The sequence below is a fragment of the Octadecabacter algicola genome (assembly GCF_021532625.1).
GTDB lineage: Bacteria > Pseudomonadota > Alphaproteobacteria > Rhodobacterales > Rhodobacteraceae > Octadecabacter > Octadecabacter algicola.
Genome location: NZ_JAKGAR010000004.1, coordinates 248,907 through 261,230, shown reverse-complemented (window position 1 = coordinate 261,230; position 12,324 = coordinate 248,907). Strand labels below are relative to the sequence as shown.

At 55.9% G+C, this 12,324-nt stretch carries 12 protein-coding genes; 2 read left to right on the top strand and 10 right to left on the bottom strand.

All coding sequences use genetic code 11. From position 1 onward, the window contains the following. Positions 1-2: 2 nt before the first annotated feature. From L0666_RS16375 to trpS, 7 genes are all read right to left on the bottom strand, one after another. Positions 3-563: a NifU family protein gene (locus tag L0666_RS16375; protein WP_235262464.1), complete on the bottom strand. Its 561-nt coding sequence runs from the start codon at positions 561-563 to the stop codon at positions 3-5. A gap of 138 nt (positions 564-701) precedes the next feature. Next, on the bottom strand, positions 702-1,031 hold the full coding sequence (locus tag L0666_RS16370; RefSeq protein ID WP_235262463.1) for a hypothetical protein: 330 nt from the start codon (positions 1,029-1,031) through the stop codon (positions 702-704). Positions 1,032-1,150: 119 nt separating this feature from the next. Further along, positions 1,151-1,480, bottom strand: a complete 330-nt coding sequence (locus L0666_RS16365; RefSeq protein WP_235262463.1) for a hypothetical protein — start codon at positions 1,478-1,480, stop codon at positions 1,151-1,153. Between the two features lie 455 nt (positions 1,481-1,935). Beyond that, a complete protein-coding gene (locus tag L0666_RS16360; protein ID WP_235262462.1) occupies positions 1,936-2,391 on the bottom strand; it encodes a universal stress protein in 456 nt (151 codons plus the stop codon). A 64-nt stretch (positions 2,392-2,455) separates the two neighbouring features. Beyond that, positions 2,456-3,538 carry a hypothetical protein gene (locus L0666_RS16355; protein ID WP_235262461.1) on the bottom strand — a complete coding sequence of 361 codons (1,083 nt, stop codon included), beginning with the start codon at positions 3,536-3,538 and terminating at the stop codon, positions 2,456-2,458. A gap of 281 nt (positions 3,539-3,819) precedes the next feature. Next, positions 3,820-4,326, bottom strand: a complete 507-nt coding sequence (locus L0666_RS16350) for a VOC family protein (RefSeq protein ID WP_235262460.1) — start codon at positions 4,324-4,326, stop codon at positions 3,820-3,822. A gap of 122 nt (positions 4,327-4,448) precedes the next feature. Then, positions 4,449-5,465, bottom strand: a complete 1,017-nt coding sequence (gene trpS, locus L0666_RS16345; RefSeq protein ID WP_235262459.1) for a tryptophan--tRNA ligase — start codon at positions 5,463-5,465, stop codon at positions 4,449-4,451. An 81-nt stretch (positions 5,466-5,546) separates the two neighbouring features. Here trpS and L0666_RS16340 point away from each other — a divergent pair, with 81 nt between their 5' ends. Both L0666_RS16340 and L0666_RS16335 read left to right on the top strand, forming a co-directional pair. Beyond that, positions 5,547-6,254 carry a rhomboid family intramembrane serine protease gene (locus L0666_RS16340; RefSeq protein WP_235262458.1) on the top strand — a complete coding sequence of 236 codons (708 nt, stop codon included), beginning with the start codon at positions 5,547-5,549 and terminating at the stop codon, positions 6,252-6,254. Positions 6,255-6,259: 5 nt separating this feature from the next. Beyond that, on the top strand, positions 6,260-6,658 hold the full coding sequence (locus tag L0666_RS16335) for a VOC family protein (protein WP_235262457.1): 399 nt from the start codon (positions 6,260-6,262) through the stop codon (positions 6,656-6,658). On the opposite strand, the gene murJ is transcribed toward L0666_RS16335, so the two are convergent. From murJ to L0666_RS16320, 3 genes are all read right to left on the bottom strand, one after another. Beyond that, positions 6,655-8,220, bottom strand: a complete 1,566-nt coding sequence (gene murJ, locus L0666_RS16330; RefSeq protein ID WP_235262456.1) for a murein biosynthesis integral membrane protein MurJ — start codon at positions 8,218-8,220, stop codon at positions 6,655-6,657. The genes L0666_RS16335 and murJ overlap by 4 nt on opposite strands. Before the next feature lie 78 nt (positions 8,221-8,298). After that, complete coding sequence (locus L0666_RS16325) at positions 8,299-11,106, bottom strand: [protein-PII] uridylyltransferase (RefSeq protein WP_235262455.1); 2,808 nt, start codon at positions 11,104-11,106, stop codon at positions 8,299-8,301. Continuing rightward, on the bottom strand, positions 11,096-12,307 hold the full coding sequence (locus L0666_RS16320; protein ID WP_418888000.1) for a penicillin-binding protein activator: 1,212 nt from the start codon (positions 12,305-12,307) through the stop codon (positions 11,096-11,098). Before L0666_RS16320 ends, L0666_RS16325 begins: the two co-directional genes overlap by 11 nt. Between the last annotated feature and the right edge of the window lie 17 nt (positions 12,308-12,324).

Genomic DNA, 12,324 nt, shown 5'->3' with positions numbered 1-12,324 from the left:
GATTACGCCGCGACGGGCCGAACTTCGACCACTTCTGGGATATAGTGGCGCAGCAGGTTTTCGATACCCATTTTCAACGTCAATGTAGAACTCGGGCAGCCAGCACAAGCGCCCTGCATATGCAGGTAGACTACACCGCGATCAAAGCCGTGGAACGTGATGTCACCGCCATCTTGTGCAACTGCTGGGCGAACGCGCGTATCCAGCAATTCCTTAATCTGGTTGACGATCTCACCATCTTCACCAGTGTGCTCTGCGTGGCCGGACGCCTCTTGTTCGCCTTCAATCACCGCGGCACCGGACTGATAGTGCTCCATGATAGCGCCAAGAATTGCAGGCTTGATGTGATCCCATTCCACAGTTTCCGCTTTCGTGACGGTCACGAAATCCGTGCCGAAGAACACGCCCGTCACGCCTTCAACCGCAAACACACGCGCGGCCAGCGGGCTCTTGCCTGCTGCGTCGGCGCTTGGAAAATCAGCGGTCCCCATTTCAAGCACAGTTTGTCCGGGCAAGAATTTCAATGTTGCTGGGTTCGGTGTGGTTTCTGTCTGGATAAACATCGGAATAAACCTTTTTTGTCAGGATTTATATATGCGCCTGTGTCCACATAGTGTCAAGGTTTGGAATGGTTCTAAAACGCGAACGGGCCGCCCTTAGTGGACGGCCCGCAGCGGGGAGAGACAGGGAGGAAGGTCGTCTTAGTTGAAGTCGATTTCTTGGCTGTCGACGACTTGGCCGTTCACTTTCAGAAGGGCGATAGCGTCGGTGCGAGTGCTTGTGATGTTGACGTCAACGTTAGCGTTTGCACCTTCGTGTACCGCTTGTGTACCCAACAGGTCGCCGATTTGGCCAGCGTTGTAGGAGTAGATTTCGACAACACCGTCACCGGCAGAGCGCACTGTGCCGAGCTCAACGATTTTGTCGTTTGTCTGCTCTTCAGCAAAGTTGGACAGGTAAGAGACGTCAGCGGAAGCGATAGTTGCGGAAGCTGCGATTGCTGCGAGAGCGAGGGGTACGGATTTGAACATGGTGTTTCCTTTCGAGTGCCCAGTTAGGGCGGATTTGGGTTTATGGGTTTGGTCGATATGAGGTTAGGGTGGTCGGCCCCGTTCAAGGGGGGCAGAGCTAGGGCCGACCGAGGGACGTCTTAGTTGAAGTCGATTTCTTGGCTGTCGACGACTTGGCCGTTCACTTTCAGAAGGGCGATAGCGTCGGTGCGAGTGCTTGTGATGTTGACGTCAACGTTAGCGTTTGCACCTTCGTGTACCGCTTGTGTACCCAACAGGTCGCCGATTTGGCCAGCGTTGTAGGAGTAGATTTCGACAACACCGTCACCGGCAGAGCGCACTGTGCCGAGCTCAACGATTTTGTCGTTTGTCTGCTCTTCAGCAAAGTTGGACAGGTAAGAGACGTCAGCGGAAGCGATAGTTGCGGAAGCTGCGATTGCTGCGAGAGCGAGGGGTACGGATTTGAACATGGTGTTTCCTTTCTGTGCCCGTTTGGGCTGAGTGATTTGCCGTTCGTATATGTTGTACGTTCGGCGGTTTGATTTCTGTCGTTGCAGTGTTGTTCTGCGTTTCGATGAGATGAAACTGGGGCCAAAAACGGCGCTCGAAAACCCCGCTGCCGTTCACGAAAAACTGAGCATTTCGTGTGGTGTCACACCCCTTGTAATCCCGAAAATGACCGCAATAGGGGCCAAAAGGCCGTAGGCGCACAGAGCGCCTGAGGCGACTGTGCGGGAATGCACAGTTGTTTCTTTCAAACGTTCACGGTGACTGGGGTAACGCAAAAACGTGAGGTGAAAATATTTCACACATCTCGCGCTGCGGTGAGAAATCTAACCGAAATTTAGGTGAATAGGCCCCGAGAAACGGGCCGAAAACGGCTTCGAGATGTTAGGTTGATCTGTAAACAAGGCCGAGTCGCGGACTAGGTGATCGCCTGAAGCCGCTCTTTTGACATCTCGCCGGGGACGATTGTCATCGGGATCGGTAATTCGCCCGCCTGTTTCGTCAAAGCAGAGATCAAGGGTCCAGGACCTTTCTTGCCAGTTGCAGCCCCAAGCACCAAAACGCCGACATCGGGGTCTTCGGCGATCTGCGCCATGATCTCTTTTACGGGAACGCCTTCGCGGATGACCAATTCAGGGTCGACGCCTTGTTTGTCACGCATCCATTTGGCGAAGACTTCGAAATGAACCTCAATGCGTTCGCGTGTTTCTGCACGCATTACTTCGCCGACGCCAATCCAGTGGTTGAACTCATCTGGTGGAATGATCGACAACACTTCCACACCGCCGCCGGTATTGGCTGCACGCATCGCGGCAAACCGCATCGCGTTCAAACATTCACGGCTGTCATCTAAGATCACGAGGAACTTGCGCATGTGAGTCTCCCTAAAGTCAGCTAACTTTGCAGGACGATGGGTCTTGGCGCAATCTCTATGTGACTTAGGCGCGCCGTCCGCCAGCCGCCCTTCCGATACCTCGCAGGCAAATATTGCCACATTGTTGCGCGCCAAATACCAAGATCTGCATCACCAAAGCATAGATTGCCACTCCTGCGCCGATCGCCAGATCGCTAAGCCGGGCAGTTGCCCGTAGGACGCGGGTTTTGCCCAAAACCTCGAACGCGCCGCGTGTCTTGGGCCCTAATGCGTCCGTGACGCGTGCCAGCTGCGCCGCCTCTTGTGCGTTATCGACGTGCCGGACCAGTGAAACGGTCTCAGCGACGGACGTATAATCGGCGACACGGCGCAGTGATCCACCGATTTCGGTCAACTCACCTAGTTTGACGTTATTCACCATATCCGCAGGGCTCATGCGTAACGCTGCCAAATCACCCATCCGGTCCCAATATACTGCATCGCCGATTAATCCGGTCAGCCGCGTGGTTAATTCGGGGCTCAATGTGCCCAACCGCCGCGCCATGCGTAAAACTGATGTGCCAGCCTTAACGGTATAACTGGTACCACCAGTAGCAATCACCGCCCCTGTCGCGCCAAGGCCCACAACTGCCAACCCGACATCGAGCCGATCAATGGCATCACCGGCCACGTAGTCCAGTCCCGCGCGGCGCAAAGCATTCACATCTCCTGCTGGGGTCAGTTCAAACGGCAAGGCACAGGCCCCGATTTGCGCCAAGCTATCACAGTTCGCCACATTAACCGCGCATGACCCGCAACGCACACTGCGTGCGAATAGGCCGTGAGTTTCGGCGTCAATCTCGATCATGTCCTCGACCATTGTTCGCGGCAGAACGACGCCGTGGTCGTTGGCCAACCCGACCAGCATATCCATTTGGATAAGATCTTTTTGGATTATTGCATCCTGCACCCGAGGCAAAAGCCACGCTAGGTCCACATCACGTGCCATCGCGCGGGTCAGGCGGGCCTCAATCTGTTCTGAAGTGCGATCCATCAGCGGAGCGGCAAAAGGAGATTGCTTAACCAGCCAAACAACACAGGCCAGCGTCAGACCAAATGGCAAAAGAAGTAGCCCAAGGTGTAAAAGGGCCAACGCGCGGAGGATCACACATCACCTCGTGTCTTTGCGAAACGAACCGTTGATCCAAGATGTATGATCGTCGCCATTTTGCCCTCACATTGATGGCATTACCTACCACTGCGCCAAGCGTGGTCCAACACTTCTCAACGAAAACGCCCGAACCGCTGGGGACGGATCGGGCGAAGACATAGATGTCGGCAGGGACGTGCCGCCATGGGAACCCTGAGGGGCAGGGCGGCAGTGAAGTTAGGTCAGGTGGACCAAGCTGCACCGCACAGATCAATCTTTGGGGCGATTCTGAAACAGTTTCATGACAGCACGCTTGCGGTCTTTCCCTCGGCGATCAACGCCGCCACATCCAAACGGCTGTTTTTCATGGCGAGTGTGCCGTCTTCACCGCGGGGGTAATCGGCGGCGTCACGATCTACATAAAGTTCAACACCATTTCCATCGGGATCACGGAGATAGACAGCTTCGCTTACTCCGTGGTCAGCAGCACCTTCTAAAGGAACGCCGGCGTCCATGATGCGGGCAATGGCTTGGCCAAGGCGCGCGCGGGACGGGTAAAGAAATGCGCTGTGGTACAGGCCGGTATGCCCAGCGGGCGGAGGCATAGCCCCCGCACTTTCCCATGTGTTCAGCCCGATATGGTGGTGATAGCCGCCCGCGCCAAGAAACGCAGCCCCGTCGCCATAGCGCTGCGTAACCTCAAACCCCAACAACCCCGCATAGAACGCGATCGAACGTTCAAGGTCAGCAACCTTCAAGTGGATGTGTCCGACAAGCGGGGTTTGGTCTGGTACAGGAATGGTCATGGTGAAGTCCTTTCACCATCCAAGCTAGTTGCGTGTGCAGGTTAACAGTAGTCCCGTTTCCGCGCAGAAACTCTGCAGATATGCACAGCTACTTTGAAGCAGGGCTAAGTCGTATCAATCCTTTAGCGGAGCAGGCCAACAATATCATAGGTCTTTTCTAGAATAGGTGTCGCGATCTCGCGCGCACGTTCTGCTCCGCGCGCTAGCTTGCGATCAATCTCGGCTGGATCATCCATCAGGCGTTTCATTTCGTCCGAAATCGGGGCCAGCTTTGCGACAGCCAGCTCCGCCAATGCTGGTTTGAACTTACCCCAACCCGCGCCAGCGTATTCGGCAACAACGGCCTCGGCTGTCATGTCCGCCAGACCTGAATAGATATCGACAAGGTTCTTCGCCTCAGGGCGTCCGTTCAACCCGTCCAGCGTTTCAGGAATACCGTCAGGGTCCGTCTTTGCCTTTTTGAACTTTTTGGCGATGGTGTCGGCATCGTCCAGCATGTTGATGCGTTCCATATCGCTTTCGCCGGACTTGGACATCTTCTTGGTACCATCACGCAGGTTCATCACGCGTGTTCCGGGACCTTCAATCACGGGTTCAGTGACCGGAAAGAAATCAACGCCGAAATCGTTGTTGAACTTGTTGGCGATGTCGCGCGTCAACTCAACATGCTGCTTTTGGTCTTCACCAACAGGCACATGGGTCGCATGATACAAAAGAATGTCGGCCGCCATGAGTGATGGGTACGCATACAAGCCAAGCGATGCTTTCTCAGCGTTCTTACCGGCCTTGTCCTTGAACTGGGTCATCCGGTTCATCCAGCCCAGACGGGCGACGCAGTTGAATATCCACGCAAGCTGCGTGTGTTCTGGCACTTGGGATTGATTGAACAGAATAGACTTTTCAGGGTCGATGCCACTGGCCAACATACCGGCCGCGATTTCGCGCGTGCCTGCCTTTAGGCCAGTAGGGTCCTGCCAAACAGTGATCGCATGCAGATCAACGGCGCAATAAATCGTCTCGGTCTCGCCGTCCTGCATATCGACCCAACGTTTGATCGCGCCCAAATAGTTGCCAAGCGTCAAACCGCCAGACGGTTTGATGCCGGAAAAGACGCGCGGGGTGAATGTGCTATCGGTCATGGATCGATCCTAAGCCTAGATTTATCAGTCCCCCTCGCTTACCCATGCCCCAGAACATCGTCAACCGGAGTGAGCGACCAGATGCACGACACAGACCACTCAGAAACCGGGTACCGCGAAGAAAACCCGTTCAACTCGGTGCCGTGGGTTCCATTGCTGTTGGTCTTGGTAATCGCGGGTGTCGAACTGACACTGACCGCTGCTGCAAACGGTCTGGTCGGCGGCGCCCAAGGTGTGGGTTGGCGCGCTGCCGTCTTTGGTGAGTTGCAATTCTATCCGGACTTGATGACGCAAATCTTTGAACGTGGACGCGGGTCGTTTGATTATTTCAAGCGGTTCGTGACCTACCCGTTTGTGCATGGCGGCTTTACCCACGCGCTGTGGGCTTGCGTTTTGCTTTTGGCGCTGGGCAAATTTGTGGGTGAAATTTTCCGCCCCATCGCTTTCCTGATCCTGTTTTTTGTCAGCACCATCTTTGGCGCGGCGGCCTACGGGGTCTTGGCTTGGGAAAACACACAACTTATCGGTGCCTATCCGGGCGCCTATGGCCTGATCGGTGCCTATACCTACTTGATGTGGCTGACCCTTGGGCAGATGGGCGAAAACCAACTAAAGGCCTTCCAGCTGATCGCCGTTCTTCTAGGACTCTTGCTGGTCTATTCCATGATCTTCGGATCATCACCAACATGGATCGCTGAAGTCGCAGGCTTTATCGTGGGGCTTTTCGTGGCCCCGGTTCTTGCTCCGGGTGGCTGGCGGGCCTTCGTTAATCGTATGCGAAAAAGGTAACTGAGATGGCATTCACGACCGGACTAAATCACCTCGGCCTGACCGTGCGCGACCTTAACGCGACCACGGACTTTTTTGCGGATGTTCTAGGGTGGGATGTAACCGCCCGCGATGAAAGCTATCCGCGCACTACCGTGACGGATGGCAACTTACGATTGACCCTTTGGCAGGTGCAAATTGATGATCCGGTTCCGTTTGATCGAAAGTCCGCACTTGGGCTGCATCACCTCGCCTTAGAAGTGGCGGACCAAAATACGCTGACGACGCTTGCCGCGACTTTGGCGGCCCACCCTGATGTCGTTGTGGAATTCATGCCTGAACCCATGGGCGCAGGCCCGCGCAAACATATGATGTTCGCCGAACCTGGTGGATTGCGGATTGAACTGCTGTGGGCGGGCGTCTAGCCCCGCCGCATCGCGGCTTTGAACTCTGCCAAGCGGAACGCCCCTAGAAGTTGGCCGAACCCAAAATAGCTTACGATGCCAAGCACCACCACAAACGCGAGAGCCGCATAGCGCACACCTGGCATACCCAATGCGGGTCCGACAATGAGAACGGCCAGGAGCAACACACCGCCCATCAAAGCAGACGCAAGGACGATCCGCCAAATGCGAGTCTTGAAACGACGATCAAACCGCGCCGCGTCACCCATATTGCGGCTGCCACGCCATAACAGCCACACCATGACCCAACCGGCCAAAGTGGTGGCGACCGCTGCCGCGATAAACCCGATATAAAACGACAGCCCGATCGCTACGACTGCATTCACAACCATCGCAACCGCAGCGAAATAGAACGGGCGCTTGGTGTCTTCGCGTGCGAAGAACAAAGGCTGCAAAGATTTCTGAAGGACAAAAGCAGGCAAACCGACGCCATAGACTGAAACCGCAAGGGCAGTGGCGGCCGCATCGTCACTGTCAAAAGCGCCCCGTTCAAACAGCACGCTTACCAGCGGCAGCGGGATGGCGATCAATGCGACGGCAGCAGGGATCGTTAAGGCTAGCGCCAATTCTGATGCACGGTTAAAGGCATCGCGCCCTCCGGCCTCGTCGCCAGCGGCAAGGCGACGGCTGAGGTCCGGCAATAGCACAACGCCCAGCGCAATCGCCACCACGCCCAGAGGCAGTTGATACAGACGGTCCGCATAGGACAGCCACGCGATTGCGCCGTCATAAAAACTCGCCACTTGGCGGCCGACCAGCAAGTTGATCTGCACCACGCCGCCCGCAAGCATCGCAGGGGCCGCGATGATCGCCAGCTGTTTGATTTCGGGTGTCAGGCGGGGCAAGCGCGGTGTTAGCGTAAACCCAGCGCGATGCGCTGACCACCAGACCAGCGCCAATTGCGCGACACCAGCAATCGCGACACCCCACGCAAGGTGAACCCCGATCCAGAATTGTTCTTGGTTGGGAAGGCATTTGCAGCCCGCACTGCCGATCCAGACCGCAATGATGAGGATAATGTTCAGCAAAACAGGGGCCGCTGCGGCCGCTGCAAAACGACCCGATGCGTTCAGAACACCCGATGTGAGAGCCGCAAGGGAGATGAACAAGATGTAAACAAAAGTAATCCGGCCCAGATAAACAGCGACTTCAAGACGTTCATCGGCCGCAAACCCGCTGGCCATCATCAAAACCAGATAAGGCATGAAAATATGGGCCAATACCGTCAATACGATCAGGATCGTTGCAAGTCCCGCAAAAGCGTCTCGTGCAAAACTGGCAGCATCTTCACCCTTTTCCAGCTTCTTTGAAAACATAGGCACAAAGGCCATGTTGAACGCGCCTTCGGCAAAGAAACGGCGGAACATATTGGGCAGCGCAAAGGCGATCAGGAATGCTTCTGCGACGGGACCAGCGCCCAAGAACCCCGCAATCAGGATGTCACGTACAAAGCCTAAAACACGGCTAAGCAACGTCCAGACGCCAACAGTCAAAAAGCCGGATATCAATCGAATAGGTTTCACGGGGTCACTGCTCGGTTCATTCTTGTTGCCGTCCTTCTAATGAAAAGGCCCCCTGAACTCTATGGAGAACTTGTGCAGTTAGGCACGTGCCCGTTTCGTCCCCTGATCAATGGCCTCACGGAGGCGGCGCTCCAAGGCCTGTTGTTTGTGCTCGGCGTTGAATTTTAGTCCGAACATGTCCTTAACATAGAAGGTATCCACCACCTGTTCGCCATAGGTCGCGATAACCGCGCTTGCGATATAAATGTTTGCCGATGCGAGCGTGCGGGTCAGATCAAACAACAGACCGGGGCGATCACGAGTGTCGACTTCGATGATGGTGTAAATCTCGGACCCGTCGTTGTCGAAGGTGATCGAGGTTTGCACGCGGAACGCTTTCTCGCGCTTCTTGAACTTGTCTTTGTCCGCCAAGGCCGTGCCGGCGATGACATCCCCGTGCAGAGTTTTTTCGATCATGGTGCGCAGCCGCGGCAGACGGGATTCCTCATAAGGGTGGCCATCGCTGTCCTGAACCCAGAACGCAGCGGTCGCAAAGCCGTCTTTGGACGTGAATGTCCGTGCATCCACCACGTTCGCCCCAACAAGAGACAACGCGCCACACATACGGCTAAAGATACCCGGGTGATCGGCCATTGCGAAACATACACGCGTCGCATCTCGGTCGTCATCCGGCGTGAGGTCGATACGAACCTCGTCGTTGCCAATCCCGCGCAGCAGTTCCGCGAAATCGATATGGGCTGTTACGTGCAAACCCTGCCAATAGGGCGGGTAGTGGCGTGCAATCTCTTTGCGGATGGATTTGTCATCCCAATCGGATCCGTCTTGTTCAAGCAAGGCGGCGCGCAGGTTTTTGCGGGCCTCGGTGCCACGCTCTTCGCGATTTAGCGCTTCCATGCCGTTTTCCAACGCATAACGGGTCTGGCGATAAAGCGCCCGTATCAGAACGGCTTTCCAGTTGTTCCATGTGTTCGGGCCAACGCCACGAATGTCACACACCGTCAGAACGCATAGCAGATCAAGCCGCTCAACAGTCTTAACCGCCTTAGCAAAATCACGCACTGTGCGCGGATCAGCGATGTCGCGTTTCTGTGCCATGTCTGACATCAGCAAGTGATACCGCACCAACCATTCAACGGTTTCGCATTCCTTCTTGGACAGCCCAAGTCGTGGGGCAACCTTGCGGACAATCTTTGCTCCAAGGATCGAGTGATCCTCATCACGGCCTTTGCCGATGTCATGCAGCAGTAACGCTACATAAAGAACTTTGCGGTTGATGCCGTCTTTGATGATGGACGCCGATACCGGCAGTTCGTCGTCGAGCTCAGCGCGTTCGATCTGCGCTAAATGGCTGATGACCTGAATCGTATGCTCGTCCACTGTGTAGTGGTGATACATGTTGAACTGCATCATCGCGACGATGGCTTCGAACTCTGGGATAAACGCCCCGAGTACGCCAAGTTCGTTCATGCGACGCAGCGCCCGTTCGGGGTTGCCGTGTTTCAACATCAAATCAAGAAAAATGCGCCGCGCTTCTTTGTTGTTGCGCATTGTGTCGTCAATCAAATGCAGGTTTGATTTGATCAGACGCATGGCATCCGGATGAATCAACGTCCCCGTGCGCAAAGCTTCTTCAAAGATCCGCAACAGGTTGAGGGGATCTTCCAGAAAGACGTCGGGTTTCTCGACAGTCAGACGGTTCTGTTTGATCGCATATGGCGCCTTGGCTTTTTTGCTGCGACCAAACAGGCGCTGCAGCATCGGCTCGGCCTTTAAGTGGGCGGCTTCTTGTGCGGTTAGGAAGATGCGGGTCAAATCGCCAACGTTGGTCGCGTGTCGAAAGAAGTCTTGCATGAAATGTTCCACCGCGCGGCGTCCACCTTTGTCGGTGTATCCCATGCGTTCGGCCACCTCGACTTGCATGTCAAACGTCAGCTGGTCGGCGGCGCGACCCGTGATCAAATGCAAATGGCAGCGAACGGCCCACAAAAATTCATGGGCGGCTTTAAATTCTTCATACTCGTCTTGAGTAAAGACCTTGTGCTCAACCAGTTCGGAGGCGTTCTTGACGCCGTAGATGTATTTGCCGATCCAATACAGCGACTGCAGGTCGCGCAACCCGCCTTTGCCTTCTTTGACATTGGGTTCGACCATGTAACGCTGGCCGCCTTGCTTGCGGTGCCGTTCTTCGCGTTCTTCGAGTTTTGCTTCGATGAAATCAGGGATGGTTTGAGAGAACAGCTCGTTGCGCAGTCTCTCGGTCAATTCTTGGGCCAAGTCCTCATCGCCGGTCAAATACCGTTCTTCGACGAGGCTGGTGCGGATGGTGTAATCCTCACGTGCGAGGCGGAGGCAGTCCTTGACTGTGCGGCTTGCGTGGCCAACTTTCAGGCGCAAATCCCAAAGCACGTAGAGCATGCTTTCGATTAAGCTTTCGGCCCATGGTGTCAGTTTGTAGGGGGCAAGAAACAGCAGGTCGACGTCAGAATGCGGGGCCATTTCGCCACGGCCGGACCCACCAACTGCAATCAACGCCAAGCGTTCGCCGTCGGTTGGGATGGGGTTGGGGTGCAGGTGTGATTTGGCGAGGGTGAACACTTCGATGACGATGCAATCTGTCAACCACGCGTAGGCCCGCGTCGTAGGGCCCGCGGCAAAGGGTGACTTAGCGAACGCATCCGCGATGGTTTTTTGGCCGGTCGCGAGGGCGTCTTTCAGGATCGGAACAATGGCGGCCCGTTTCTGCGCGCCTTCGGAACCTGCCGCATCAAGTGCAGCGACAAGGTCGCGATGCAGGGTCGCACGGTCAAGAATTTCGATAGCAGGGCAAATAAGGTCGTCAGGCGCCGCAGTGTCGTGTCCAACGGCGACTGTTAAATCAAGATCCACCACGGCCGAATGCCAATGGGGCGGGATCAACGATAGACACTTGATTGTTCAGGATGCGCGCCACAGCCAACGCACGCTGGTTGCTGCCATCAGGACGCAGGCGGAATGCGCCAGTCGCACCCGCAAAACCGGACGAACGTGTGAGGGAGCCAACAGTCAAAGCATCGCGGTCACCAGTCGCAGCCAGCGCACCGATGGCTGCAATGCCATCATATGCGATGCTCGCCAGTGGGTGCGGGGCTGCGCCGTATGTGCTCTCATAGCGGTTGCGGAAGGCAGCTTCGCGGCCCGCGTCTGCCATTGCAAAAAGACCACCCTGCAAGCCCGGAAGCGTTGCGCTCTGTGGTGCCGCGTCCCAGCGTGTGATGCCGACCAACGGCGTGGATGTTGGTGTCAGACCTTGATCGTCAAGTGACGTCGCAAGGATTGGCAAGCCACCCGCAACGTTGTCGGTGACGAAAATAGCTTGTGTGCCGTTGCTGTTGGCCGCAGCCGCAATGGATGGCGCACGGGCAAAGATGCCTTCTTGGCTGAATGGGTAGGATTCGACAGCGACCAAGTTGGCCCCAGCGCTATTGATTGAAGTGGCAATCGCGTCGCGGCCAACGGCACCGGCCAGATCATCCTGATGGACGATCATGAAACGGTTCATGCCTTGGCTTCCGGCGTAGCTGACCAAACGGTCAGAGATGTTGCCGAATGTGTTGCCCAAGACAAAGACGTTGCCGCCCGCGATTGCCGGGTTGTTAGAAAATGCCAAAACATTCACGTTGGCAGGGCTTACGGTGACGCCAACAGCGTTGGCGCTGGTTGCATCAAGCGGGCCGAGGATGATTTTCGCACCATCCGCGACAGCAGCAGCGGCCATTTGACTGGCTTGGCCCGGGTCGCGTGCGGTGTTGTAGACGCGCAGGTCAATCTCCACACCGTTGAGGTCAGCAATCGCCATGCGGGCTGCATTCTCGAGGCTGGCCGCAATTGCGCTGGCCTCAGCGGAGCCAGTGCCTCCGGGCACCAGAAGTGCGACCTGAACAGGGGCGCTTGGATCGATTTGCTGACCGGAGTTGCCGCCAGCACCCGGGAGTGCCAGATCACACGCCGCCAAAAACGCCAGTGAGGTCAGCGCAAAGATTCGAGCAGCAATTTTGCGGGGATCCATGAGGCGCAAAGGTGTGGGTAGGCTGGGCAAACGGGCAAACATGGATTATCTCACTTCTT

Bases quoted from the DNA above. Each gene is read 5' to 3' on its own strand.
- L0666_RS16375 (WP_235262464.1), bottom strand. From the start codon at position 563: ATGTTTATCCAGACAGAAACCACACCGAACCCAGCAACATTGAAATTC.
- L0666_RS16370 (WP_235262463.1), bottom strand. From the start codon at position 1,031: ATGTTCAAATCCGTACCCCTCGCTCTCGCAGCAATCGCAGCTTCCGCA.
- L0666_RS16365 (WP_235262463.1), bottom strand. From the start codon at position 1,480: ATGTTCAAATCCGTACCCCTCGCTCTCGCAGCAATCGCAGCTTCCGCA.
- L0666_RS16360 (WP_235262462.1), bottom strand. From the start codon at position 2,391: ATGCGCAAGTTCCTCGTGATCTTAGATGACAGCCGTGAATGTTTGAAC.
- L0666_RS16350 (WP_235262460.1), bottom strand. From the start codon at position 4,326: ATGACCATTCCTGTACCAGACCAAACCCCGCTTGTCGGACACATCCAC.
- trpS (WP_235262459.1), bottom strand. From the start codon at position 5,465: ATGACCGATAGCACATTCACCCCGCGCGTCTTTTCCGGCATCAAACCG.
- L0666_RS16340 (WP_235262458.1), top strand. From the start codon at position 5,547: ATGCACGACACAGACCACTCAGAAACCGGGTACCGCGAAGAAAACCCG.
- L0666_RS16335 (WP_235262457.1), top strand. From the start codon at position 6,260: ATGGCATTCACGACCGGACTAAATCACCTCGGCCTGACCGTGCGCGAC.
- L0666_RS16320 (WP_418888000.1), bottom strand. From the start codon at position 12,307: ATGTTTGCCCGTTTGCCCAGCCTACCCACACCTTTGCGCCTCATGGAT.